Origin of the sequence: Kibdelosporangium banguiense, assembly GCF_017876405.1 — a bacterium.
Lineage (GTDB): Bacteria > Actinomycetota > Actinomycetes > Mycobacteriales > Pseudonocardiaceae > Kibdelosporangium > Kibdelosporangium banguiense.
Window position 1 is genome coordinate 106,268 of record NZ_JAGINW010000001.1, and the last position, 24,226, is coordinate 130,493.

25 protein-coding genes and 1 riboswitch are annotated in these 24,226 nt (G+C 67.3%); of the genes, 7 read left to right on the plus strand and 18 right to left on the minus strand.

The window, feature by feature from the left end:
• Positions 1–24: 24 nt before the first annotated feature.
• Positions 25–1,872, minus strand: coding sequence for a translation elongation factor 4 (gene lepA / locus JOF56_RS00570; protein ID WP_307855763.1), 1,848 nt, complete (start codon positions 1,870–1,872; stop codon positions 25–27).
• Between the two features lie 62 nt (positions 1,873–1,934).
• Between lepA and JOF56_RS00575 the strand changes: the two genes are divergently transcribed.
• Together JOF56_RS00575 and JOF56_RS00580 are read left to right on the plus strand one after the other, a co-directional pair.
• Positions 1,935–2,363, plus strand: coding sequence for a type II toxin-antitoxin system PemK/MazF family toxin (locus JOF56_RS00575; protein ID WP_209633294.1), 429 nt, complete (start codon positions 1,935–1,937; stop codon positions 2,361–2,363).
• Between the two features lie 3 nt (positions 2,364–2,366).
• Positions 2,367–3,356 (plus strand): M48 family metallopeptidase, encoded by a 990-nt coding sequence (locus JOF56_RS00580; RefSeq protein WP_209633295.1) that lies wholly within the window; start codon positions 2,367–2,369, stop codon positions 3,354–3,356.
• Here JOF56_RS00580 and JOF56_RS00585 read toward each other — a convergent pair.
• From JOF56_RS00585 to JOF56_RS00600, 4 genes are all read right to left on the minus strand, one after another.
• Complete coding sequence (locus JOF56_RS00585) at positions 3,321–4,163, minus strand: transglutaminase family protein (protein ID WP_209633297.1); 843 nt, start codon at positions 4,161–4,163, stop codon at positions 3,321–3,323. The genes JOF56_RS00580 and JOF56_RS00585 overlap by 36 nt on opposite strands.
• Positions 4,160–5,107: an alpha-E domain-containing protein gene (locus tag JOF56_RS00590; RefSeq protein ID WP_209633299.1), complete on the minus strand. Its 948-nt coding sequence runs from the start codon at positions 5,105–5,107 to the stop codon at positions 4,160–4,162. Before JOF56_RS00590 ends, JOF56_RS00585 begins: the two co-directional genes overlap by 4 nt.
• An 18-nt stretch (positions 5,108–5,125) precedes the next feature.
• Positions 5,126–6,739, minus strand: a complete 1,614-nt coding sequence (locus tag JOF56_RS00595) for a circularly permuted type 2 ATP-grasp protein (protein ID WP_245378099.1) — start codon at positions 6,737–6,739, stop codon at positions 5,126–5,128.
• Between the two features lie 81 nt (positions 6,740–6,820).
• The gene (locus JOF56_RS00600) at positions 6,821–7,675 is read right to left on the minus strand and encodes an EamA family transporter (protein ID WP_209633303.1); all 855 of its coding nucleotides are present in this window, start codon (positions 7,673–7,675) and stop codon (positions 6,821–6,823) included.
• 197 nt (positions 7,676–7,872) lie between these two features.
• Between JOF56_RS00600 and rpsT the strand changes: the two genes are divergently transcribed.
• Complete coding sequence (gene rpsT / locus JOF56_RS00605) at positions 7,873–8,133, plus strand: 30S ribosomal protein S20 (RefSeq protein ID WP_209633305.1); 261 nt, start codon at positions 7,873–7,875, stop codon at positions 8,131–8,133.
• A 79-nt stretch (positions 8,134–8,212) separates the two neighbouring features.
• On the opposite strand, the gene holA is transcribed toward rpsT, so the two are convergent.
• Positions 8,213–9,193 (minus strand): DNA polymerase III subunit delta, encoded by a 981-nt coding sequence (gene holA / locus JOF56_RS00610; RefSeq protein WP_307854855.1) that lies wholly within the window; start codon positions 9,191–9,193, stop codon positions 8,213–8,215.
• Between the two features lie 108 nt (positions 9,194–9,301).
• Positions 9,302–9,416, plus strand: a riboswitch (SAM riboswitch).
• 11 nt (positions 9,417–9,427) lie between these two features.
• On the opposite strand from holA, the gene thrC reads away from it, so the two are divergent.
• Complete coding sequence (thrC, locus tag JOF56_RS00615) at positions 9,428–10,684, plus strand: threonine synthase (protein WP_209633310.1); 1,257 nt, start codon at positions 9,428–9,430, stop codon at positions 10,682–10,684.
• Between the two features lie 51 nt (positions 10,685–10,735).
• On the opposite strand, the gene JOF56_RS00620 is transcribed toward thrC, so the two are convergent.
• The 7 genes from JOF56_RS00620 to nadD form a co-directional block, all read right to left on the minus strand.
• A complete protein-coding gene (locus tag JOF56_RS00620; RefSeq protein ID WP_209647922.1) occupies positions 10,736–13,039 on the minus strand; it encodes a DNA internalization-related competence protein ComEC/Rec2 in 2,304 nt (767 codons plus the stop codon).
• A 428-nt stretch (positions 13,040–13,467) separates the two neighbouring features.
• Complete coding sequence (locus tag JOF56_RS00625; RefSeq protein ID WP_209633312.1) at positions 13,468–14,172, minus strand: ComEA family DNA-binding protein; 705 nt, start codon at positions 14,170–14,172, stop codon at positions 13,468–13,470.
• A gap of 128 nt (positions 14,173–14,300) precedes the next feature.
• Positions 14,301–15,152 carry a DegV family protein gene (locus JOF56_RS00630; RefSeq protein WP_209633314.1) on the minus strand — a complete coding sequence of 284 codons (852 nt, stop codon included), beginning with the start codon at positions 15,150–15,152 and terminating at the stop codon, positions 14,301–14,303.
• 11 nt (positions 15,153–15,163) lie between these two features.
• Positions 15,164–15,883: a diglucosylglycerate octanoyltransferase gene (gene octT, locus JOF56_RS00635; RefSeq protein WP_209633316.1), complete on the minus strand. Its 720-nt coding sequence runs from the start codon at positions 15,881–15,883 to the stop codon at positions 15,164–15,166.
• A complete protein-coding gene (locus JOF56_RS00640) occupies positions 15,880–16,494 on the minus strand; it encodes a histidine phosphatase family protein (RefSeq protein WP_209633318.1) in 615 nt (204 codons plus the stop codon). Before JOF56_RS00640 ends, octT begins: the two co-directional genes overlap by 4 nt.
• Positions 16,491–16,862, minus strand: coding sequence for a ribosome silencing factor (gene rsfS, locus JOF56_RS00645; protein ID WP_209633320.1), 372 nt, complete (start codon positions 16,860–16,862; stop codon positions 16,491–16,493). The genes JOF56_RS00640 and rsfS overlap by 4 nt, the downstream gene beginning before the upstream one ends.
• A 69-nt stretch (positions 16,863–16,931) precedes the next feature.
• Entirely contained in the window at positions 16,932–17,546 is a 615-nt protein-coding gene (gene nadD, locus JOF56_RS00650; protein ID WP_209633322.1) for a nicotinate-nucleotide adenylyltransferase, read from the minus strand.
• 105 nt (positions 17,547–17,651) lie between these two features.
• On the opposite strand from nadD, the gene JOF56_RS00655 reads away from it, so the two are divergent.
• Positions 17,652–18,341 carry a nitroreductase family protein gene (locus JOF56_RS00655; RefSeq protein WP_209633323.1) on the plus strand — a complete coding sequence of 230 codons (690 nt, stop codon included), beginning with the start codon at positions 17,652–17,654 and terminating at the stop codon, positions 18,339–18,341.
• A 2-nt stretch (positions 18,342–18,343) separates the two neighbouring features.
• Here JOF56_RS00655 and JOF56_RS00660 read toward each other — a convergent pair whose 3' ends face one another.
• Positions 18,344–18,574, minus strand: a complete 231-nt coding sequence (locus tag JOF56_RS00660) for a ferredoxin (protein WP_307854856.1) — start codon at positions 18,572–18,574, stop codon at positions 18,344–18,346.
• Positions 18,571–19,785: a cytochrome P450 gene (locus tag JOF56_RS00665; protein ID WP_209633325.1), complete on the minus strand. Its 1,215-nt coding sequence runs from the start codon at positions 19,783–19,785 to the stop codon at positions 18,571–18,573. The genes JOF56_RS00660 and JOF56_RS00665 overlap by 4 nt, the downstream gene beginning before the upstream one ends.
• Positions 19,786–20,000: 215 nt before the next feature.
• Here JOF56_RS00665 and JOF56_RS00670 point away from each other — a divergent pair, with 215 nt between their 5' ends.
• Positions 20,001–22,109, plus strand: coding sequence for a RecQ family ATP-dependent DNA helicase (locus JOF56_RS00670; RefSeq protein ID WP_209647924.1), 2,109 nt, complete (start codon positions 20,001–20,003; stop codon positions 22,107–22,109).
• Between the two features lie 274 nt (positions 22,110–22,383).
• Positions 22,384–22,746, plus strand: a complete 363-nt coding sequence (locus JOF56_RS00675) for a hypothetical protein (protein ID WP_209633327.1) — start codon at positions 22,384–22,386, stop codon at positions 22,744–22,746.
• 6 nt (positions 22,747–22,752) lie between these two features.
• On the opposite strand, the gene JOF56_RS00680 is transcribed toward JOF56_RS00675, so the two are convergent.
• The 3 genes from JOF56_RS00680 to JOF56_RS00690 form a co-directional block, all read right to left on the minus strand.
• Positions 22,753–22,992, minus strand: coding sequence for a hypothetical protein (locus JOF56_RS00680; RefSeq protein WP_209633329.1), 240 nt, complete (start codon positions 22,990–22,992; stop codon positions 22,753–22,755).
• A 99-nt stretch (positions 22,993–23,091) separates the two neighbouring features.
• On the minus strand, positions 23,092–23,286 hold the full coding sequence (locus JOF56_RS00685; protein ID WP_209633331.1) for a DUF397 domain-containing protein: 195 nt from the start codon (positions 23,284–23,286) through the stop codon (positions 23,092–23,094).
• Positions 23,276–24,103, minus strand: a complete 828-nt coding sequence (locus JOF56_RS00690) for a DUF5753 domain-containing protein (protein WP_209633333.1) — start codon at positions 24,101–24,103, stop codon at positions 23,276–23,278. Before JOF56_RS00690 ends, JOF56_RS00685 begins: the two co-directional genes overlap by 11 nt.
• Positions 24,104–24,226: the final 123 nt, after the last annotated feature.

Genomic DNA, 24,226 nt, shown 5'->3' on the forward strand with positions numbered 1-24,226 from the left:
CAAGCGCATCCCGATGGGGCGAACTTACTTCTTGCCCTTGGGTTTGTCGCCTGCTTCGTCGGTCGACAATGCTGCCACGAATGCTTCCTGAGGGACCTCGACGCGGCCCACCATCTTCATTCGTTTCTTGCCTTCCTTCTGCTTTTCCAGGAGTTTGCGTTTACGGGTGATGTCGCCGCCGTAGCATTTGGCGAGGACGTCCTTGCGCATGGCGCGGATTGTTTCCCGGGCGATCACGCGGGAGCCGATCGCGGCCTGGATGGGGACCTCGAACTGTTGCCTGGGAATGAGCTCGCGTAGTTTTGTCGCCATTCGGGTGCCGTAGCCGTAGGCGGCGTCGCGGTGGACGATGGCGCTGAAGGCGTCGACTGGTTCGCCCTGCAGGAGGATGTCGACCTTGACCAGGTTCGCGGTCTGCTCGCCGGCTTCCTCGTAGTCCAGGGAGGCGTAGCCGCGGGTCCTGGACTTCAGGGAGTCGAAGAAGTCGAAGATGATCTCCGCCAACGGCATGGTGTAGCGCAGTTCGACGCGGTCCTCCGAGAGATAGTCCATGCCGCCGAGCTGGCCGCGCCTGGCCTGGCAGAGCTCCATCACCGTGCCGATGAACTCGCTGGGGCAGATCACGGTCGTCTTCACGATCGGCTCGTAGACCTCCATGATCTTGCCGTCGACCCAGTCGGACGGGTTGGTCACGGTCGTCTCGGTGCCGTCGTCGGTCACCACGCGGTAGACCACGTTCGGCGCGGTCGAGATCAGCTCGAGGCCGAACTCGCGCTCCAGCCGGTCGCGGGTGATCTCCAGGTGCAGCAGGCCGAGGAAGCCGCAGCGGAAGCCGAAGCCCAGCGCCGCCGAGGTTTCCGGCTCGTAGGTCAGCGCGGCGTCGTTGAGGCGCAGCTTGTCCAGGGCCTCACGCAGGTCCGGGTAGTCCGAGCCGTCCAATGGGTACAGACCTGAGTAGACCATCGGCCGCGGTTCGCGGTAGCCGGCCAGCGGCTCGGTCGCGCCCTTGCGCTCCGAGGTCACGGTGTCGCCGACCTTGGACTGGCGGACGTCCTTCACGCCGGTGATCAGGTAGCCCACCTCGCCGACGCCGAGACCGGCGCTCGGCTTCGGCTCCGGGGAGATGATGCCGACCTCGAGCAGCTCGTGCACCGCGCCGGTGGACATCATCCGGATGCGTTCACGCGGGGTGATCCGGCCGTCCACGACCCTGATGTAGGTCACGACACCGCGGTAGGTGTCGTAGACGGAGTCGAAGATCATCGCCCGGGCCGGGGCGTCGTCCTTGCCGACGGGCGGCGGCACCTTGCTCACGACCTCGTCGAGCAGCTCGCGCACGCCCACGCCGGTCTTCGCGGAGACCCTCAGCACGTCCTCCGGCTCGCAGCCGATGATGTGTGCGAGCTCGCGGGAGTACTTCTCCGGGTCGGCGGCCGGCAGGTCGATCTTGTTGAGCACCGGGATGATCGCCAGGTTGTTCTCCAGCGCCAGGTACAGGTTGGCCAGCGTCTGCGCCTCGATCCCCTGTGCGGCGTCGACCAGCAGGATCGCGCCCTCACAGGCCTCCAGCGCACGCGAGACCTCATAGGTGAAGTCGACGTGCCCGGGGGTGTCGATCATGTGCAGGACGATTTCCTCGCCGTCGACCACCCACGGCAGCCGGACGTTCTGCGCCTTGATCGTGATGCCGCGTTCGCGCTCGATGTCCATCCGGTCGAGATACTGAGCCCGCATGGCGCGTTCCTCGACCACGCCGGTGAGCTGCAGCATCCGGTCGGCCAGGGTGGACTTGCCGTGGTCGATGTGCGCGATGATGCAGAAGTTCCGGATGCGCTCCGGCGGCGTGAACGTCGTATCGGCGAACGTGGCCACTGATTCCCTCGCTGTTTGCATGCCTGACTGCCCAATAGTCCCATGACCAGTACGCTCGCCGCGTGCGTGATCCCGGCGAAGACCCCAAGCCTGCCCACGGCGTCGTCCGGCAGGTGCATGTCATCGAGCCCGGCTCGGTGCTGGACTACTCCCCCGACCTGGACGGCCTGGCCGATCCAGGCGAGATCGTCTGGGCCTGGGTGCCTTATGAAGAGGACCCCGACCGTGGCAAGGATAGGCCGTTGCTCGTCATCGGACGAAACGGGCGCCGTCTGCTCGCTGTGATGTTGTCCAGCAAGGACCGGGAGGGCCAGCGCGGCTGGGTCGGGCTGGGCAGCGGTTCGTGGGACCGGGACGGCCGGGAGTCGTTCGTCCTGCTGACCCGGATGTACGAACTGGAGGAGGACGACATCCGCCGGGAAGGCGCGGTGCTCGAGCCGGACCGGTTCGAACGGGTCGCCACCGCGATCGCCGCTCGCACAAGGCGCTGAGCCATGGCGGGCCGGCTGCTGCTCATCGGATACTTCGTGCTGCCGATGGTGCTCGTCGGCCTGCTGCTCGCCGCCCTCGGCATCGCCGTGGGCCCGGGATGGGCCGTGCTGGCCGGCATCGTCGTCGTGCTGTTGCTGCTCGCCAGGGCGGTGTTCACCCACCGGGCCAAAACGGAGCCGCCGGGAACGTGGATCAACCGGAAACGGCACCCCCAGCTGTGGCAGGTCGTGGAGGAGCTGGCCACCACGGCGGACACGCGCTCGCCCGACGAGATCCGCATCGGCCCCGACTTCAGCGCCGTGGTCCAGGAACAGGCCAAGTTCCGCACCTTGATCATCGGGCTGCCGATGCTGGGCGGGCTGACCGTCAGCGAGCTACGTGCGGTGGTCGGCCATGAGCTTGCTCACTTCAGCACTGGACATGCGCAGGCGTCGTCGTTCGAACGCCGCGCGACCGCGTCGGCTGAGCGCAGTCACGGTCTGCTCCGCGCTGTGTTCGTGCCGTACGCGCAGCTGTATCTGTTGGTCACGAGGGCGCAGAGCCGGGCGCGGGAAGTCGACGCCGACGCGGCCTCGGTCCGTGCGGCAGGCAAGGACGCGACCCGATCCGCGTTGGCGAAGCTGCTGGCGTTGTCGGTCATCTGGGCACGTTTTCGCGAACGGTCCGCGTCCCAGTCGTACGAGTACCGCACACCGGACCTCGTCGAACGGTTCCACCGGTACCTGGCTGGCGAGGAAGGCCGCCGTCAGTTGGCCACGGTCAGCGATCGGCTGTTGGACAAGCAGCCCAAGCCGCTGTTCGACACCCACCCGCCGACCCGGGTCCGGCTGGCCACCCTGGACACATTGGCCGAGGACGCCCCTCAGCCAACGGACGACCGTCCGGCGTGGGACCTGCTGACCGACCCGAAGCACACGCTGACCGAGTTGCAACGCCAGCTGTACGAGGAACTCGCACTAAGCAAGCCGCGTGATGTCGACGGTGACCTCTAGCGCCGTGGCGTCGCCGCCGGAGTAGATCCCCTTGAGCGGGGCCACATCGCCGTAGTCACGGCCCAATGCCACCCAGATGTGCCGTGGGCCGACTGGGATCGCGTTGGTGGGGTCGTAACCCCACCAGCCGCCCGTCCACGCCTCGATCCAGGCGTGGCTCTCGCCGCGGACGGTCTCCTTGGGCTCGCCGTCCGGCTTGGTGTGCAGGTAGCCGGATACGTACCGCGCCGGGATACCCATGGCGCGCAACAACACCAGCGTCACATGCGCGAAGTCCTGGCAGACGCCTTCCTTGGCCTTGTAGGCGTCCACCGCCGAGGTGTGCACGCCGGTCGTACCCGCCTGGTACTTCAGCTGGTCATGGACCCATTGCGAGGCGTCGAGAACGGCCTCGGCCGGGGTCTTGCCCTTACGCAACGTCCTCGCCACGGCTGCCAGTTCACGGTCCTTCGGCGTGTAGGCCGTGGGTTCCAGCAGCTCGGTGTACCGGTCGACGAGGTTCTCCTCGCGCAGGTCGGCCCAGGTGCCCGAGCGGATCGGCGAGACCTCCCCGCTGGTCTCCACCACCGAGGAGCCGACGATCTTGAGCTGGGTGTGCGGGGCGTGCAGGTCGAAGCTGGTGACCGCGGTCCCCCAGTAGTCCATGTACCGGTACTGCCGGGTGGCCGGTGTGGTCTCGACTCGGCTGACCACAACGCTTTGCTTGCGGTCCGCCCTTGGGGTCACGCGGACTTCGTTGTAGGACTGGACAACCGGCGACCGGTATCGGTAACCCGTCGTGTGGACAACCCGTACACGCCAACTCACGACGACACCTCCGCGTTGGTCCACGCGACCCAGGGCGCGGTGTGGAAGTACTGCTGGGACACGGCTTCACCGACCTCGCGAACGGTCTCCTGCAGGCGGCGCAGCATTCGCGGGAGGTCCCCGAGCAGATCCGCCGGACGCAGGAACTCCAAGTCGCTGCGGGCCTTGCCGAGCAGCCGCAGCGCCTCAGCACGGGCACCGACCCGGACGTCCGGCTGGTGGTCGAGCTGCTCCAGACACGATTCGGCCTGCCGGAGCGAGTAGAACACCGAACGCGGGAACAACCTGTCCAGCAGCATGAACTGCACGACCCGCGCGGCGTCGAGCGCGCCGCGGTATGTCCGTAGGTACGTGTCGTGTGCGCCTGCTGAGCGCAGCACGGTCACCCACCCAGGAGAAGAAGCCTTGTCACCGACACGGGACATCAGCAGCCGCACGATCATGTCCACGCGCTCGACCGAACGGCCGAGCACCAGGAACCGCCAGCCGTCGTCACGGCTCATCGTGGAGTCCGCGAGCCCGGCGAACATCGCCGCGCGGTCCTCGACGAACGAGAAGAACGCGTGCGGGCCGACCTGACGCGCGTAACGCTGCCGCTCCGGCACCGCGTTGTACATCGCGTTGAGGCACTCCCACATCTCTGTGGAGACCACTTCACGCGCACCTCGGGTGTTCTCGCGGGCGCTGGTGACCGACGAGACGATCGATCCCGCGTGATCCTCGGAGTACGCGACAAGCTCGGTCAGCGACCACACGTCCAGTGTGTCGCCGTTCGGCGGCTGGATCCCCAGGACCGCGAGCAGCTCACGGCTGGTCGCGTCCGGGTTGACCGTGGCGTCCTCGAGCAGCTGATGCACGGACACATCGAGGATCCGGGCCGTGTCGTCGGCTCGTTCCACATAGCGTCCGATCCAGTACAGCGACTCGGCGTTACGCGCAAGCATCGTGCCTCCCTGTCACTGTCACTGTTGTTGCTGCTGTTGTTGCTGGGAGGTGGACAGCTCAGGCCCCTGGTCGGCGGCCGTGGAGTCCAGCGCCACCGTGGCCAGGCTCGGCTCGGCCAGCTCGCGTTCCACAGTGGACGAGCGGGCCGCGAGCACCCAGGTGTCCTTGGAGCCGCCGCCCTGCGACGAGTTCACGATCAGGCTGCCCTCCGGCAGCGCGACCCTGGTCAGCCCGCCGGGCAGGACGAAGACGAAGTTGCCGTCGTTGACCGCGAACGGCCTCAGGTCGACGTGCCGCGGCACGAGCTTGTCGCCGACCTTCGTCGGGACGGTCGACAGTTGCACCACTGGCTGGGCGATCCAGCCACGCGGGTTGCCCCTGATCTTGCGCCGCAACCGGTTCAGCTCCTGCGCGCTGGCCTCGGCACCGAACACGATGCCGTAGCCGCCGGAGCCCTCGACCGGCTTGATCACCAGCTCGTCCAGGCTGTCCAGGACATGCGTGCGCTCGTCGGGGAGCCAGCAGCGGAACGTGTCCACGTTGGGCAGCAACGGCTTCTCGCCGAGGTAGTACTGCACGATCTCGGGCAGGTAGGTGTACACGAGCTTGTCGTCGGCAACGCCGTTGCCGACCGCGTTGGCGATCACGACGTTGCCCGCACGGGCGGCGTTGACCAGGCCGGCGACGCCGAGCACGGAATCCGGGTGGAACTGCACCGGATCGAGGAAGTCGTCGTCGATCCGCCGGTAGATCACGTCGACCATCCGCTCGCCCTCGGTCGTGCGGATGTAGACGATGTTGTCACGGCAGAAAAGGTCACGGCCTTCGACGAGCTCGACGCCCATCTGCCGAGCCAGCAACGAATGCTCGAAGTACGCGGAGTTGTGCACACCTGGCGTGAGCACCACGACGTTCGGATCCGCGACGTTCGCGGCGGCCGACGCGCGCAATGCACGCAACAGATGGCCCGCGTAGTCGCCAACCGCCCGTACGCGGTGACGCGCGAACAGGTCCGGGAACACACGCGCCATCGAGCGGCGGTTCTCCATCACGTAGGAAACGCCGGATGGGCAGCGCAGGTTGTCCTCCAGAACGCGGAACACGCCCTGTTCGTCACGCACTAGGTCGACACCCGCGACGTGGATGCGTACGCCGTTGGGCGGCGAGATCCCGGCCGCCTCACGATGGAAGTGCGCACACGAGGTGATCAGTCTGCGCGGCAGCACGCCGTCCCGGACGATCTGCGCGTCGCCGTAGATGTCGGCGAGGAACAGCTCCAAGGCCCGGACGCGCTGGACGATGCCGCGTTCGAGCTTGGACCACTCCGACGCGGTGATCACGCGGGGAATCAGATCCAGCGGAAACGGCCGTTCCTGGCCGGACAGCGAGAACGTGATGCCCTGGTCGACGAACGCCCGGCCCAGCGCCTCCGCACGCGCGGCAAGATCGGAGACTTCGGAGGGCGCGAGCGAATCGTACAGCGTACGGTAGGCCGAGCGGACGCTGGCCGGTTCGGCGAACATCTCGTCGTAGGCGCCCGCGTGCGGGCGGGCCGGATCGAGATAGCCGTCGAACAGCGCAGCGTGCCCGTTGGACTCCGCCCTGGCCCGTGATGTGGTTCGCCGGCTCATGGTCGACATCTTGACCCAGGTCAACGCCTGTGCGCACTACTCTGTCCGGCCAATGTCCCACGCTGTTACGTTCCGGAAACGTCACGCGGCCGCGATCGCGGCCACTCCGGCGAGCACGATCACCGCTCCGGTGAGCCGCCGGACCGGGTCAGGTTCGCGCAGGAACCGCCACGCGATCACGCTGCCGAACACAATCGAGAGCTCCCGGGCAGGCGCGACCATGCTGACCGGCGCGATGCGCATCGCATACAGAACGCAGATGTACGCCAGCGGCGACAAGACGGCGATGACCAGCACATCTACCCGGTGTTCCCGCCACAGCACGGCCACTCGGCGCCGGCTGCGGACAGCGTGCGGCGCCAGGATCAGACTCTGGATGACGGCGCCGGTGCAGAAATAGATGAGCGGCGGGACGGCGAACCCGTTGACCGAGTGCGCGTCCCAAAGGGTGTAGGCCGCGATCGTCAGACCGGTCAGTGCGCCGTAGAACACGCTCGGCCCCAGCTGCAGCGTTTTCCCTCCAAGCCCGACCACGAGCACGCCCGCCACAACGCAGGCCGCACCCACAAGCGCCAACGCCCCAGGACGCTCACCGAGAAACGCGACAGCCGCTATGACCGAGAGAAGAGGACCGCTCCCCCGCGCGACTGGATACACGACCGACATGTCGCCCACCGCGTAGCCCTGCTGCAGCACCAACCCGTACGCGACATGCAGCACCGCGCTCACACCCGCCGCAAGCAACCAGCTCCACTGTGGAGTCGCGCCGCTGAGGGCCAGCGCGCCCACCGCGACAGGCAGGCAGATGACAGCCGACGTGGCCTGGTAGAGCCAGACGAACAATGCCCCGCCGGTGCTCGCACGCTTCGCTGAGAAGTTCCACGCCGCGTGAGCGAGCGCAGCCACCAACACGAGTCCGATCGCGACAGGATTCACCCGACCCACCCTGGTACACGCAGGTCAACAGGTGTTACCGAATTTCCCGGGGGGCGGATTCGCCGATCGAGGTGACGGGTTGTTACCCTGTGCGAGTCGTATCGTGTGGCGTTCCGCCCTGGAGGAAACCCGCACTCGCGGGGCCATCGAGTATCGCGATACGGCAATCCGGATAGCGAACACTGAGGAGTACTCGCGTGGCCAACATCAAGTCCCAGATCAAGCGCATCAAGACCAACGAGGCCGCTCGCCTGCGCAACAAGTCCGTGAAGTCCTCGGTGAAGACCGCGATCCGCAAGTTCCGCGAGGCCGCGGACGCCGGTGAGAAGGACAAGGCCATCGAGCTGCTGCAGGCCGCCAGCCGCCAGCTGGACAAGGCCGCCAGCAAGGGCGTCATCCACGCCAACCAGGCCGCCAACAAGAAGTCGGCCATGGCCAAGCGCGCCAACGCCATCTGATTCAGGCCCCCGAAAAGGCCCCCGCCCGCCGGCGGGGGCCTTTTCGCTGCTCAAGCCCTTTTTCGAAGTCCAGCCTGCCTCAGGCGCGGCGGTGGGCTCGGGCGATGCGGATGATGGCGCGTTCGAGGGCGTAGCTCGCGTCGGCGGCCACGCCTTTCACGTCGGCGTTCAACTCGGCGACTATCTGCATGGCGTCTGCGAGGCCGGCGGGGTGCCAGCCGCGGGTCTGGCCCATGGCTTTGCGGATCTTCCAGGGTGGCATGCCCAGTTCGCCGGCTGATTTGAAGGGGTCGACCCGGCCGAGTGGGGCGATGCGGGCGACGGTGCGGACGGCGTCGGCGAGCGCGTCGGCGACGAGGACGTGGGGTACGCCGAGCTGCATTGCCCAGCGGAGTGCTTCGAGGGCGCCGGGCAGGTCTCCGACGACGGCCTTCTCGGCGACGGCGAAGCCGTTCACCTCGGCGCGGCCGTTGTGGTAGCGGCGGACGGCGTTCTCGTCGACTTTGCCGTCGGCGTCAGCGACCAGTTGGGCGGCGGCTGAGGCGAGCTCCCGGAGGTCCGAGCCGACGGTTTCGATCAATGCCGAGACCGCGGCCGCGTCGGTCCGGCCGCCGGCGACACGGATCTCGTGGCGGACGAACTCCTCGCGTTCGGCCGGTTTGGTCAGCTTCGGGCACTCGACGACCTTCGCACCGGCCTTCTTCAGTGCTGCCGGAAGGGCTTTGGCCACTTTGCTTCGCCCGCCACCGGAATGCAGCACCACGAGCACGACGCCGTCGGCCGGATTCTTGCCGTACGCCACGATCGCGTCGGAGATCTCCTGGGTGGCCTCGTGCGCTGCCTCGAGTACGACCACGCGGGCCTCGGCGAACAGCGAGGGCGAGACCAGTTCGGTGAGCTGCGGTGTTGTGAGATCAGCCACGCGGACCCTGGTCAGGTCCGCAGTTGGGTCCGCCAGCCGGGCGGCCTCCAACGCGGCCCGGACCGCACGGTCTACCAGTAGCTCTTCCTCGCCCACTACCAGTTGCAGCGGCTCGGGCGTCACAGCCGGGGCGTTCACACCCCGCATCCTGCCACGCGCGCGGCTCCCGGATAGTGGGCGCCACGGGTGGCATGGAGTAACCGGCGTGCCGTAACGTGTCCTGTCGATAGGCCCACAACTGAATATTGCTCATCCAGAGGGGCAGAGGGATCGGCCCGAAGAAGCCCCGGCAACCGGCGACCACCGTTCAGGTGGCGATCACGGTGCCAATTCCGACCGGCGAAAGCCGGAAAGATGAGGAGATACCTCGAGATGACAACCACAGTCGGCGCGCCGACCACCTACGACCTCGGCCCCGCACGCGCACTGTCCTGCCGTGAGTGCGGCCACCAGATCCCGCTGGCCCCGGAATTCGCCTGTGCGGAGTGTTTCGGCCCGCTCGAAGTCGCCTACTCGTTCGGCCGGATCCGGCGAGCCGACATCGAAGCGGGTCCCAAGTCGATCTGGCGCTACCGGGACCTGTTGCCCGTACCGTCCGATGTGGACAGCCACCCGAACACCCAGCCGGGCCTGACCAGGCTGGTGAAGGCGGACCGCCTGGCCGCCGCCCTCGGCGTGAAAAGCCTGTGGGTCAAGGACGACACCGGCAACCCGACGCACTCGTTCAAGGACCGTGTGGTCGCTGTGGCGCTCGCCGCCGCGCGCCAGCTCGGTTTCCGCGTCCTGGCCTGCCCCTCCACCGGCAACCTGGCCAACGCCACAGCCGCAGCCGCGGCGCGTGCGGGCTGGGAGTCGGTTGTGCTGATCCCTTCGTCGCTCGAACGGGCGAAGATCCTCACGACAGCCGTGTACGACGGTGCTCTCATTGCCGTGGAAGGCAATTACGACGACGTCAACCGTCTGGCCACCGAACTCGCGGCCGAGCACGAGGACTGGGCGTTCGTGAACGTCAACGTCCGGCCTTATTACGCCGAGGGCTCCAAGACCCTGGCGTACGAGATCGCCGAGCAGCTCGGCTGGCGAGTGCCGGACCAGGTGGTCGTGCCGATCGCCTCCGGCGCCCAGTTGACCAAGGTGGACAAGGGTTTCCGCGAGCTCGGTGAACTCGGCCTGGTCGAGCAGACGCCGTACCGGGTGTTCGGCGCCCAGGCGACCGGCTGCTCGCCGGTGTCGGCCGCGTACAAGGCCGGCCACGACGTCGTCCAGCCCGTCCGCCCGGACACCATCGCCCGCTCGCTGGCCATCGGCGCCCCCGCTGACGGCCCGTACGTCCTCGACGTCGTCAACCGCACCAAGGGCGCGATCGAGGACGTCAGCGACGAAGAGGTCGTCGAAGGCATCCGCCTGCTCGCCCGTACCGAAGGCATCTTCACCGAGACCGCAGGCGGCGTGACGGTCGCGACGGCGAAGAAGCTGATCGAGACCGGCAAGCTCGACCCCGAGGCCGAGACCGTACTGCTGATCACCGGCGACGGCCTGAAGACCCTCGACGCGATCGAGAACCACGTCGGCCCACGCGCCACCGTCCCGCCGACGACCGCGGCCGTCCACAAAGCACTCGGCTTCTGAAGCCTGACGGGCCCTTCGCCGGACCTGTTCAGGTTCGGCGAAGGCCTCAGTTCACTTGGGTGGCCCACGCGGTTCGCCGCGGCGGACGACCAGCAGCTCGCCGACTACGGCTACATCGCCGTCCTGGTCGGTGCGTAGTACTGTCGCTCCCTTCGAGGCCAGGCGGCTGAGGGTGCCTGGGTTTGGGTGGCCGTAACGGTTTCCGGCGCCCACGCTGATCAGGGCGATGCGCGGCCGGACTGCGTCGAGGAATTCCGGGACTATGTAACGGCTTCCGTGGTGCGGCACCTTGAGTATGTCGGCCTTCAGGTCGGCTCCGGCGTCGAGCAGGTCGGTCTGGGCGCTGATTTCGACGTCGCCGGTCAGCAGTACACGGCCGCTGCGAGTCGTCGCGCGCAGTACGACTGACGCGTTGTTGATCTCTGTTCCGCTTGCTTCACCTTCCTGTCTTGTGTCCACGTGACCAGGGCCGAGGACTTCCACAGTCAGCCCCGGCCAGTCCAGCCGCTGGCCCACGGTCAGCCAGAGCACCGGCACCTGGGTTCGTTCCGCCTCCGATCTCACCTGCCGCCAGGCCCATACCGGCAGTCGCCCTGAGCCGACCGCCACCGCGCCGACCGAATGTTCGGCCAGCACAGCCGACAGTCCGCCGACATGATCCGCGTGCAGATGACTCAGGATCACCAGTGGGATCCGGTCCACCCCGAGCCGGTCCAGGCATCCGGCGACGGCACCGGGATCCGGTCCGGTGTCCACGAGGATCGCCCTCCCCGGCTCGTCGGTGGCCAGCACGACCGCGTCACCTTGTCCGACATCGCATGCCACCGAGGACCAGCCCGATGGCGGCCATCCCGGCGCCAGAACCTTCACCGGGACGAGCACAACCAGCAGTCCGGCGATCATCGCCAGAACGAGCACCCGCCAACGTCTCCGGCGCAGCACGAGCACAGCGGCCACCAGGACCACCGCCAGCAGCATCCCTCCCCACCAGCCCGCGGGCCAATCCATCGCCGCGCCCGGAATTGCCGCGGCATGCCGGCCGACCGTGACCATCCAGTACAGCTCTGGCCCCGCCGACCACACGAACCATTCAGCCAGCCAGGGCACGCCTCCTGCCGCCAAGGCCGCCAGCAGGCCGAGCACAGTGGCCGGAGCGACCACTGGTGCGGCCAGCAAGTTGGCACCGATCGCGACCAGGCTGACCTTCCCACTCATCCCAGCGACAACCGGAGCTGTCGCGAGATGTGCCGCCGCAGGCACGGCGAGAGCCTCGGCAATCAGCCTCGGCATTCCCCTGCCGGTCAAGCAACGCGACCACTTCGCCGCGACCAGGACCAGCGCGCCTGTCGCCAGCACCGACAGGACGAACCCGATGTTCATCGACATCGCCGGGTCGTGCAGCACCAGCACAATGACCGAAGCCGCCAGCGCGGGCAGCGCTGACCGCTCACGCCCAATGATCAACGCCAGCAACCCGACGCCGCCCATCACGGCCGCCCGCAGCACACTCGGCTCAGGCCCTGCCAGAACGACGAACCCGACTAGCATCACCCCCGAACCTGCTGCGCACCACCTCGGCCCAACCCGCAAGGCCCGCAACAGAAGCAAGGTCGCGACACCGACAATCGCCAGGTTCGCCCCACTGACAGCCAGCAGATGCGACATGCCCGCCGTGCGGAACTCCTCGACCACACGATGAGGCAAGGCACTCGTGTCCCCGACGACCAACGCCGGCAACAGTCCAGCAGACTCCGGCCCCAGCACGTCAGCCGCAGCCCGACGCAAACCAGCCCGCATCGACTCGGCCACCTGCTGCCACACCGGCGCCGGCGTCACTCCCTCCGGCGGCCCACGCACCCGCAGCACAGCAACAGCGGTGTCTCCCGGCGCCAGCTGCCCTTCAGCCTGAACTTCCTGACCCGGCAACAGATCCGCCCATCCGTTGGCCGGGACCAGAAGCAGAACCGAACCAGTGGACGACACCTGCGATCCGCCGGCCCTCGCATGCCGAACCTCACCAGTGACGACCGCGGAGTGCGCTCCAGCCTGCTTGCCTGCGAACCCAGCAGAGAAAACAGCTTTCGGCCGATCAGACAACACAACGGTCAGTCTTGCCTCCTCCCCTCGGGCAGCGTGCACCCTCAATGGGTCGATTTCCCAGCCACGCAACCGAAAAGAGGTCGGCGCAACAGAGAAAGCCCCACACACCAACAAGGACCAGCCGATACCGCGCCGCATCCACAGGCCACGCGTATCCCCTTCCAGGTCTAAGGAGGGAAACCGCCGCCTCAGGACGATCACGCCCAAAGCACCGGCCAGCACTCCGACGACGACAGCGCACCACCAGGTCACCATCAACCCGAGGAAGGCGGCACTCCACACCGCCGCGGCCGCCGGCACCAACCGCCAATCCCGCGCGCGAGTCGGATCAAGCAAGCGAACAGTCACAAAGTCCACCCAGTCCTCAGAAACCAACGGCAATCGCCGACGTGAAGCCGAACCGACCAAGCCCAAGCCGGTTACCGCGACGAAGGCAGAGTCCCGGTTGACCCGCGGAGACCGGTCACGAGATCAAGCCTGGCAGTCATCCACGAACACGCATCAGTCCGACTGGCGGGCACAGGAGATGAAAGTCCGCCAGGGCAAAGAGAAACGCCTTCGGCGTGGCCCGGTTCAGGTGAAGCCGAACCGGGAGCAGAAACCAGCGGAATCCGCAACGGGCGGGATTCCGAGCAGGGAGCGGAGCCAGTACAGGAGCCAGGGCTGAGGGTGGATGAGGGTTTTCATCGGATTGTCACCAGGTCCTTCAGTTTGCTGTAGCGGGTTTCGCCGATGCCGTCTATCTGGCGGAGTTGTTCGAGGGCGGTGAAGTGGCCGCGTTCGGCGCGGTAGTCGAGGATTCGCTGGGCTGTGACGGCGCCGACGCCCGGCAGGTCGTCGAGTTGGGCGAGGGTCGCGGTGTTGAGGTTGAGTTTGGCTGGTTTGGCGGCCATCGGGCCGGCGTCGGCCTGGGGCGGGATGCCGACGTAGACCTGTTCGCCGTCGGCCAGCCTGCGGGCGACGTTGAGGGCGAGCATGTCCACATCGGACGCTCCGCCTGCCGCTTTGACGGCGTCGGCCACACGAGCGCCTTCGGGTAAGGTCACGAGCCCTGGCCGGGCCACTTTGCCGACCACGCTCACCACTATCGAGCCGGATGCTCCTGCGGATGTTGTGGCTGCCACGGCCGCTGCCGGAAGTGGCGGCGGCATCTCCTTCTCCGGGCGGGCAGCCAGAAGTCCGACGACTGTGATGGCAGCGACGACCACGACGGCTGTCGCCACGACGGGCACGCGGCGGCCGAGAAGACGTGGGCGGACCGGCTTCTGGGGTTCGGATGGGGTCTCGTCTATCCATTCCTCCTGGGGTTGCCTGGTGGCTGCGAGCTGCTTCAGCCGGGCGCTCGCAGTGCGTTGTTCGGCGGATTGGCGCCGCAGGGAGTCGAACATGTCTTCGACGTTAGGCCGGGTGGTGGGTGGGTGTCCGGGTTGCGGGGCGGCGGTTGTGGACAACTGGCCGCTGTGGACAAGTCGGGGTTGCGGGTGGGTGGACCGGGCGGGAATGTCGGTGGGTTGTGCTAGCGGGTCATGTCCGGCAACACCACGACCCCGAGGACGCCTGGACCTGTGTGAGCGCCGATGACCGCACCCAGTTCGGACACCACGCAGCCCGATGAGCGCGGCAGTCGCTCCTCCAGCCGGGTGGCCAGCTCGGCGGCTCGCTCCGGCGCGGCAAGATGGTGCACCGCAAGGGAAACCGGCCCGTCGCCGGCCGCTTGGACACCCAGTTCCACCAGCCGGGCGAGCGCGCGGCCAGCCGTCCGGACTTTTTCCAGCGGCACGATTCGCCCGTCGGCCACATGCAGCACCGGCTTGACCGCCAATGCCGTCCCCACCAGGGCGGCAGCCGCTCCGATCCGGCCGCCGCGGCGCAGGTACTCCAGCGTCTCGACCATGAAATACGTCGTGGTACGAGCAGCGGCGGTGACTGCCGCGGCCTCGACATCCAGAGCGCTCGCGCCTTCGGCAGCCGCGGCCGCGGCGCGCAGTGCGGCGAACCCGAGGCCCATGCCTGTTGTCCGCGAGTCGACGACTTTGACCCGGTCAGGATCGACTTCCTCGGCCGCGAGCCGGGCCGAGTCCCACGTCCCCGACAGATGCCGGGACAGGTGCACCGAGACGACCGCGGACGCGCCCGCGTCCAGTTCGGCCTGGAAGACCTTGACGAACTCGTGCGGTGAAGGCCGGGACGTGGTCACGATCCGGCGTTGTGACAGCGCGGTCGCCAGCTGCAGCGGGCCGATGTCGATACCGTCCAGCCCCGTCTTGTCGTCCATGACGACGTGCAGCGGCACCACGCGCACCGAGTGCCGGACGGCGAATCCCTCCGGCAGGTGCGCCGTGGAGTCTGTGACTACGACGACCGCCATGATCGCCGAGCCTACGTCTGTTCGGCGCCGGCCGACGTTATCAACTCGGCCAATGCGTGCCCGACTACTTTGTGCCCGTCCCAGCCCCAGTGCATCCCGTCGATGTTGCCGTGGCCGCCGAGCACGTGGTCGCCGACCAGGGCGGCCAGATCAAGCAGCGGAACACCCGTCGACGCACCCCACCGGGAGATCGCCGCGGCGCCAGGAACACGCCCTGTGTGCATGCTGCTGTACAGCGGAGACCGGTGTACAGGTGGCAGTACGGCGACCGCGGGCAGCGTAGGACGAAGCGCACGGATGGACGTCACGATCAGATCCAGATAGTGCACGGTCAACGCGGGCGGCAGAGCGACAGGCCGCCCGCCGGTCGCCCGAGCAAGCCACGGCTGAGCAGCGAGATACCGGGTACGAGCCCAGCGCCGAAGCCCGTCCGGCCGCAGGTACCGCAGCCCTTGCCGCAGGTACGTCGGCAACGGCGAGGGAAGCGTGTCCATGCTGCCCACACCGAGCACGAGCACGTCGGCCTTGGGCAGCAGCGTCCAGACGCGAGGGTCGCCGACCAGCGACCAGTACGCGTCCCGGGCCGTCCAGCCGAACCCGGCGACCAGCTCGGTCTGCCCGCCCAGCTGCGCCGCCGCGATGTTGGGCCACAGCCGTGGGTCGTCGGCGGGCATCGGCCCGCCCGGTCCGTGAAAGCTCAGCGAATCGCCGAAGAACAGCAGCTTTGTCATCCGGTGATGCCGGCGTTGTACGCGATCAGACGCCAGGCCAGACCGGTGCTCTGCCGCCGCGCGAGCACCGTCCAGTGACAGTTGCCGATGCCACCGAGCATCGGCCACGTGTCCACAGGCAGGCCAAGCAGTTTCCCGGTGAGCGCGGTGATCAAACCGCCGTGCGTGCCGAGGATGACCGTCTCCGCGTCACCTTCGTCAAGCGCGGCGACCACCTCGGCGGCACGTGCGGCGACCTCGACACGTGATTCGCCACCGGGCGGCGCCCAGGTCGCGTCGTTCTGCCACTCGGCACGCGCGCCCGGTGAGATCTCGTCGACCTCGGCGCCCGTCATGCCCTGCCAGTTGCCCAGGTTCGTTTCGCGCAACCGCTTGTCGATCCGCATGGGAACCCCGGTCGCAGTCACGAACACAGTCGCGGTGTCGGTCGCCCGGCGCAGGTCGGACGCGACAACCAGATCCGGGGAGAACCGGGCGAGCGCCGGCACGGCGAAGCGTGCCTGGTTCCAGCCGACCTCGGTCAGGGCCGAGTCGAGATGGCCCTGCATCCGGCTGGAGGCGTTGTAGTCCGTCTCCCCGTGCCGCCACAGCACGAGGCGGCGAAGCGTCACGTCTCCGGCCCGTTCGGGTCGAACTCGATCCGCGGGCAGTCCTTCCAGAGCCGCTCGAGCGAGTAGAACGAGCGTTCCTCGGTGTGCTGGACGTGCACGACCACGTCGACGAAGTCGAGCAGGACCCAGCGTCCCTCCCGGGCGCCCTCCCTGCGCACCGGCTTGGTGCCCGCCTCCCGCATCTTCTCTTCGACGTTGTCCACGATGGCGCCGACCTGGCGTTCGTTGGGCGCCGACGCGATCACGAAGCAGTCCGTGATGACCAGTTGCGCGGACACGTCGAGCACGATCACGTCACTGGCCAGTTTGTCGGCGGCCGCGTTGGCCGCCACCAGCGCCAACCTGCGTGCGTCGGGCGTAGCAGCCACATCTCTCCTTGGTACGGCCTTGCAGATGAGGTACTGAGAGTACCCGGCAGCAGCCGCCCTGGCGCGCGCCTATTCCGAGCGGCAGCCGATCGTCCGGTCGGCGTACAGGTTCCGCTTCTGGATGTACTGGACAACGCCGTCGGGCACGAGATACCAGACGGGCTCGCCCAGCGCGACCCGGTCGCGGCAGGCGGTCGACGAGATCGCCAGCGCGGGCACCTCCACGAGGCTGACCGAGCCGTCGGGCAGATGGTGGTCGTCGAGCGTGTAACCGGGCCTGGTGACGCCGATGAAGTGCGCCAGGCCGAACAGTTTCTCCGCGTCCCGCCACGACAGGATCTGGGCGAGGGCGTCCGCTCCGGTGATGAAGAACAGTTCCGCGTCCGGCCGCGAAGCCCGCAGGTCCTGCAGGGTGTCGACGGTGTACGTCGGCCCGTCGCGATCGATGTCGGCCCGGCTCACCGAGAAGCGCGGGTTGGACGCGGTCGCGATGACCGTCATCAGGTACCGGTCCTCTGCCGGGCTGACCTCGCGCGCACCTTTCTGCCACGGCTCGCCGGTCGGAACGAAGATCACCTCGTCCAGGTCGAACCGTGCCTGCACCTCGCTGGCCGCGACGAGGTGCCCATGGTGCACGGGATCAAAGGTGCCACCCATGATCCCAATGCGACAGTGATCCGGCATAGCTCGAGAGCGTACGCGGCGACGCCGCCCGCAGCCTGGTCATAACTTCGCCTTCTTGCTTCTCCGATCCACATAGTGGCTGCTCAAGACGGCAGGATGAGGTCCATGAGGACTTGGACACCCATGCACGGCCAGCCGTACCAGCCCACGCCCTACCGGCCCAGCCGAATGTCGGCGAAGGCATCGCTGGCCGTGGCCGCGGATCTGCGGCGACGGATGGGCGAGCGGCGCACAGTCCGGGCGTTCTCGGCAGATCCCGTACCCGAACAGGTGGTGCTCGACGCGATCGCGGTGGCCGCCACCGCGCCGTCCGGCGCTCATCAGCAGCCGTGGACCTTCGTACTGGTCACCGATCCGGAGATCCGCGCCGCCATCAGGTGCGCGGCCGAGCAGGAAGAGCAGCGGTCCTACACCGGCAGGCTCGGCGAGGAGTGGCTTTCGGCGTTGGAGCCGTTGGGCACGGACGCGTCCAAGCCGCACCTGACCGACGCGCCCTACCTGATCGTGGTGTTCGAGCAGCGTTTCTACCTCGATGAGCAGGGTGAAAGCCACAAGCACTACTACGTCGACGAGTCGGTCGGAATCGCTGTGGGCATGCTGCTGACCGCCCTGCACCTGTCCGGGCTCGCCGCGCTCATGCACACGCCCAGCCCGATGAGGTTCCTGTCCGAGGTGCTGGGCAGGCCTCGCAACGAGAAGGCGTTCGCCGTGATCCCGACCGGCTACCCGGCGGCCGACGCGATGGTGCCCGACCTGGTCCGCAAATCGCTGGACCAGGTCATCGTCCGGGCCTGACCTCAGTCCTTGGGAGCCACAAGGTCACCGTTGGCCACGGCGAACACCTTGATCGCCTCGACCGGGCAGGACTCGGCGGCGTCGATCACGCTCTCGTCCTGGTCGACCACATCGGCCAGGGGGTGCGAACCGTCGCCTTCGAGCTCGAAGTGGTCGGGTGCGATGCCGGCGCACATCCCCGACGAGATGCATGTGTGCCGGTCAACCTCAAGCCGCCACTGGGAATCGCTCACGCGCGTACCTCCGACCAGGTGACCGGCAACTCCTGCAGGCCACGTACCAGGCGGCCATGTTTCCACGGCACCTGCGCGGCGTCCACGGCGAGCCGGATGTCAGGCAGACGCCGGATGAACGTACCCAGGGCGACCTGCAGTTCCATCCTGGCCAGTTGCGCGCCCAGGCAGTGGTGCACGCCGTGCCCGAAACCGATGTGCTGGCTGACCGCACGATCGACGCGTAACTCGTGTGGGTTGTCGAAAACTCGCGGGTCACGGTTGGCCGTATGCCCGTCGATGAATACGCCTTCACCTGCGCGGACCGTCATGCCGCCGACTTCGACGTCCTCCATGGCGATACGGACGAGGCTCGTCGCGGCTCCCAGCGGAGTGTGCCGCATCAATTCCTCGACCGCCGGTTTGACCAAATCGTGGTCGGCCCGGAGTTTCGCCAGCTCATCCGGGTGTGTGAACAGGTTGTAGACGAAGTTGCCGAACTGATTGGCGGTCGTCTCGTGCCCGCCGACCAGCAGGCCGACGGCCAGTTGAACGACCTCGTCCTCGTTGAGCCGGTCGTCGTTGTCCCTGGCCTGTATCAACGCGGTGAGCAGGTCGTCGGCCGGGTGCTCGCGGCGCTGGCCGAGCAGACCGGCCATGTAGTCCCTCAGATTCTCCTGCGCCCGCTGGATCTCGTCCGGCTCGTACGCGGTGAGCGCCATCGAGGCGTCGGTCCAGCCGCGGAACGTCTCCCGGTCGGCATAGGGAACACCGAGCATCTCGCAGATCACGGTGATCGGCAGCGGCCAGGACAGCGATTCCATCAGGTCGGCAGGGGGGCCGGCGGCGATCATCGCGTCGAGCAGTCCGTCGACGATCTCCTGGGCACGTGGCCTGAGCAGTTCGACGCGCTTGGCGGTGAACGCCTTGGCCGCCAGCCTGCGCAGCCGGGTGTGGTCCGGCGGGTCCATGTCCAGCAGGCCCTTTTTGTCGTTGATGAACTCCATCGGCCTGGGCACGTCCTTGCCGAACGCCGCCTCGCGGCTGAAGCGCGGGTCCGCAAGTACCACCTTGGCGTCCTCGTAGCGGCGCGCCAGCCACGCGTCACCGCCGTACGGCAGACGCACCCTGACCAGTGGTTCCCCGTCGGCGAGACCAGCGGTTTCGCCAGCCAGGTTGAGCCGGTCGTAGTCGCCGAACGGGTAGTCGATCGGCTGCTGTGTGGTGGTCACCGAACTTCTCCCCTCCACGGTTCATAAGCGCCCGCTTACAGTTTCGAACGTACTCACGTGATCACAGTCCGTCAACGAACCGTTGCGCTTTGTGTCCCATTCGGACGAAACGTCCCCTGCACGCTCCGCGAGTCCGTGCGAACGGTCCCGTTCGCGCGGACTCGTTGCTGTGCTCTGGACGCGCATGCGGTAGACGTGGACGTGTGAACAACGAACTGCCGCCGAACGACCTCCGCCAAGAGGCAGAATGCCACCTGAGGGCGCTTGCCGGCGACGGCGCCAGATTGCGGGACGACCAGTGGACCGCGATCGAGGCGCTGGTCGCCGGGCACCGGCGTGCGCTTGTGGTCCAGCGTACTGGCTGGGGAAAGTCGGCGGTCTACTTTGTCGCGACAGCCCTGTTGCGGGCACGGGGTGCAGGTCCGACAGTGATCGTGTCACCGCTGTTGGCGTTGATGCGTAACCAGGTTGAGGCAGCGGCGCGGGCAGGAGTGCACGCCGCCACCATCAACTCGGCCAATTTCGAGCAATGGCAGGAAGTCCAGGGCGCGGTCACCGCGGGCGAGGTGGACGTGCTGCTGGTCAGCCCGGAACGGTTGAACAACCCGGATTTCCGCGACACAGTGCTGCCATCTCTGACGGCGTCCGCAGGGATGCTCGTCGTGGACGAGGCACACTGCATTTCCGACTGGGGTCACGATTTCCGCCCCGACTACCGGCGGCTGCGCACGTTGCTCACCGAGTTGCCGGCAGGCGTCCCGGTGCTGGCGACCACTGCGACCGCCAACGACCGGGTGGTGCGGGACGTCGCCCAGCAGCTGGGGCTGGGACCGTCCGCAATGGACACATTGGTGCTGCGTGGCGCGCTGGACCGGGAAAGTCTGCACCTGGCGGTGGTGCGGATGCCCAACGCGGCCACGCGGCTGGCATGGCTGGCCGAGCGGCTCGCGCAACTGCCGGGCTCCGGGATCATCTACACACTGACCGTGGCCGCGGCTGAGGAAGTCGCGTCATACCTGCGGGAACGTGGTTTCGAGGCGCGGTCCTACTCGGGCAAGACCGAACAGGCCGAACGGTTGCGGGCTGAGGAAGATCTGTTGGCCAACCGGGTCAAGGCGTTGGTGGCGACGTCCGCGCTCGGTATGGGGTTCGACAAACCGGACCTCGGGTTCGTGGTGCATCTGGGCGCGCCACAGTCACCGATCGCGTACTACCAGCAGATCGGCCGTGCCGGGCGTGGCGTGGACAAGGCCCAGGTGTTGCTGCTGCCGGGCCCGGAGGACCGCGACATCTGGGCGTACTTCGCGTCGTTGGCGTTCCCGCCAGAGCCCGTCGTACGGCAGGTGCTCGACGCGTTGGCGGACGCGGGCGGGCCAATGTCGTTGCCGGCGCTCGAACCTCGGGTGGATCTGTCGCGGTCGAGGCTCGAAGTGGTGCTCAAAGTGCTCGATGTGGACGGTGCTGTGCGGCGGGAACGCGGCGGTTGGGTGCTTGTGAGTGACAGCTGGGCGTACGACGCTGACAGGTACGCGCACGTGGCCGAGGCACGTGTGGCCGAGCAACAGGCGATGCTCGACTACCAGGCCACAGACATGTGCCGGATGGAGTTCCTGCTGCGTCAGCTGGACGATCCACACGCGACCGCGTGTGGACGGTGCGACAACTGCACTGGGCAAAGGTGGGATTCCTCGGTGTCCGACGCGGCGGCAGCGCAGGCCCGCGACCGCCTTCGTCGTCCGGGTGTCGAGGTGATGCCGCGAAGGCAGTGGCCGCCGGGCATGGCCGGGCTCGGTGTTCCGCTGTCAGGCAAGATCGCGCCCGGCGAGCGGTCCGAGCCCGGGCGAGCGCTCGGCCGGTTGACGGACATCGGGTGGGGCAACCGTTTGCGAGTCCTGCTGGGCACATCGGCACCGGACGAGCCCGTGCCCGACGACGTGTTCGACGCGTGCGTGAAAGTGCTGTCCACGTGGAAATGGGAGAACCGTCCAGTCGCCGTGGTGACGCTCTCCTCAAGCCGGCGGCCGAAGCTCATCCGCAGTCTGGGCGAGCGGCTGGCGAGTATCGGACGGCTGGAGTACCTCGGCGAAGTGGAGATCGGGCCCGGCACAGACCGCAGAGGCAACAGCGCGCAACGCCTGGCCGGTCTGTGGCACGCCATGCAGATTCCCGCCGAGCTGACAGGCAGGCTGCAGTCGGCAGGCGGGCCCGTGCTGGTCGTCGACGACCAGATCGACACCGGCTGGACCATGGCTGTGGCAAGCAAACTACTGCGCGACGCGGGAGCACACTCAGTACTCCCGTTCGCTTTGGCGACAACAAGTTAGAAGGAGGTGTCACAGAGAGTCAGCCGAGCGACAGGCTGCCGGCATACCACGGACTGGACTCTCATCTGGTTGGAGATCTACCAATCCGGGCCGCGCTGTGGTTATGTCGTTCGCATGTCGGAACAGGTGATCGGGCACCAGTTGCCGGTTCGTAAGCTGGTCGCGGCCAGCATTGGCAACGCGATCAAGTGGTATGACTGGACATTTTTGCTACGCGCTCGATCGGGTGTAGCCCCCCTTGCCAGCACCTCGTCAGCAGCCGACGCTCGAACGCGTGTTCGAGCATGAGAGCAGGCTGGCGGCCAACTACATCAAGACCGCGTCTGACGACTTCCGGGCGTTGGCACGCAAAGCAGCACCAGGGATATGGAGCGCCGTACCGGGCGAACACGGCACGACCCGGCTCCTTGCACGCAACGCCGAGGAAATCGCGGTCGTGACCGGAGTTTGGGCGCCGACAACCGCCCGGTACCTCACCGTCTTAGCGCCGGACACCGCGTACTTGGTAGCGGAACTGATGTGGTTGAGCGCAGACGAGATCCGCAAGGGCGCGTTGCCCACGCGTCTACGGACGGCAACGCTTGAGCTTGCAAAAGGCATCACTAAAGCGCAGGCGCCCTCCAGCAGGACGCCGTGATGGGAATCAGCAGAACGTCATGATCTCCTCGCCACGATGCTTCCGGCCCTCCGACCACCATGCGCGCAGATTGCCATCCAAACCGCTCCAGATGAGCATGCAACCGGGTTCATGACCGATCTCGCCCATGTCATCGCCCGTGAACTCCACGATGATGTGCTTGCCCACGGGAAGCATGACCTCCGTACCCGCCGGCTCGAATATCACGCGCAAATCCTCGTCGTGACTGGATATCAACAGCTTCACCCAGTCAGCCTATCTGCTCCAGCGCTAAGCCGATCAGGGCCGAATAAGACAACAGCCCCGCCCGGTGTGTACCGAACGAGGCTGTTTCGCTGGCGAGGGCTATCCGCGTCGGACTTCTGTCAGGAACGCGGCCCACGCCGAGCCGCCGAACGCTAGCGACCCCGCCAAGGGAGCCTTGCTGTCTCGGACCTCACGGGCGGTCGCCGAGGTGCACCGCGCTTCTACGCACTGTGCGCCGCCGCCACCGGACCGCGAGGGCTTACGCCACGTGCCGGTGAATTCCTTAGAGGTCATTGATCCGTCTTTCCAGTAGTGAACGGGTGTCGTCCTCGGACAACGCGCGTCCTTCTGCTTGCTCGAACGCGGCTACAAACGCACCGGTCGTCTTGAAGTAGTCCGATCCGGTGAGCGTCTCGGCGTAGGCGATTCTCGCGTTTGCCGGTTCGATCCACAGCAGCGTGAACGGGCACGAAAGCGCGGGTGCCGCACCGGCCGAGAATGGGAACACGCGGACGCTCACATGATCCAGCTCGGCGAACGCATGGACGCGTTCGAGTTGCCGCCGCAAGACGTCCCGGCCGCCCACCTCACGGTGTAGCGATTCCTCGCCGAGGATGGCCCAGACACGGCGGTCCGGGTTTGCTTTGAGGTAGTCCCCGCGTTCTTCTCGGGCTTCTGCCATGCCCTCGGCGTGCGAGGGTAGGACAACCGGGGATCGCCTGAGTTGGGCAAGGGCGTACTCGGTGGTTTGGAACGCGCCGGGCACCTCGGCGTAGACCATGCGCAATTCGGTCGCGGCCCGTTCAAGGGCAACGTACTGCCGTCCGTGCTCAACTACCCGCTCCGGGGCCGCTCGGCGTCGGGCGTCCCTGCCGAGGTTACGGAACTCCACGGCCGCCTCACCCAGGATGCCGTAGCGGGTGATCATGCGCTCTGTCTCGTTAGGCGTGGTCGCAAGCTGCCCGTTCTCAACCTTGCTGAGCTTGTCCTTAGTCATCTGGAGTTCCCGGGCAGCGTCGGCAAGGTCCAGGCCCGCCGCTCGGCGGTAGGTGCGCGCTTGCGCGCCGTGGATGAGTCGTTGCACCACAGGGCCGGGGTCCGGGTGATCCATACCGGTGATTCTGCCCCACCCCCCGCCAGACTCTGATCGGGTTACTCACCCTGCGTCGCTGTTTGCGTCGCAAATTCACTCTACTGGACGCGTCGCCATTTGCGTCGCAGACGTACTCTCAAA

What these genes read in the sequence shown, in the direction of transcription:
- nadD (WP_209633322.1), bottom strand. Translation starts at nt 17,546, where the DNA reads ATGCCGGATCACTGTCGCATTGGGATCATGGGTGGCACCTTTGATCCC.
- JOF56_RS00630 (WP_209633314.1), bottom strand. Translation starts at nt 15,152, where the DNA reads ATGGCGGTCGTCGTAGTCACAGACTCCACGGCGCACCTGCCGGAGGGA.
- octT (WP_209633316.1), bottom strand. Translation starts at nt 15,883, where the DNA reads ATGACAAAGCTGCTGTTCTTCGGCGATTCGCTGAGCTTTCACGGACCG.
- JOF56_RS00620 (WP_209647922.1), bottom strand. Translation starts at nt 13,039, where the DNA reads ATGGTGACCTGGTGGTGCGCTGTCGTCGTCGGAGTGCTGGCCGGTGCT.
- JOF56_RS00590 (WP_209633299.1), bottom strand. Translation starts at nt 5,107, where the DNA reads ATGCTTGCGCGTAACGCCGAGTCGCTGTACTGGATCGGACGCTATGTG.
- JOF56_RS00655 (WP_209633323.1), top strand. Translation starts at nt 17,652, where the DNA reads ATGAGGACTTGGACACCCATGCACGGCCAGCCGTACCAGCCCACGCCC.
- thrC (WP_209633310.1), top strand. Translation starts at nt 9,428, where the DNA reads ATGACAACCACAGTCGGCGCGCCGACCACCTACGACCTCGGCCCCGCA.
- JOF56_RS00690 (WP_209633333.1), bottom strand. Translation starts at nt 24,103, where the DNA reads ATGGATCACCCGGACCCCGGCCCTGTGGTGCAACGACTCATCCACGGC.
- JOF56_RS00625 (WP_209633312.1), bottom strand. Translation starts at nt 14,172, where the DNA reads ATGTTCGACTCCCTGCGGCGCCAATCCGCCGAACAACGCACTGCGAGC.
- JOF56_RS00580 (WP_209633295.1), top strand. Translation starts at nt 2,367, where the DNA reads ATGGCGGGCCGGCTGCTGCTCATCGGATACTTCGTGCTGCCGATGGTG.
- JOF56_RS00685 (WP_209633331.1), bottom strand. Translation starts at nt 23,286, where the DNA reads ATGACCTCTAAGGAATTCACCGGCACGTGGCGTAAGCCCTCGCGGTCC.
- JOF56_RS00595 (WP_245378099.1), bottom strand. Translation starts at nt 6,739, where the DNA reads ATGAGCCGGCGAACCACATCACGGGCCAGGGCGGAGTCCAACGGGCAC.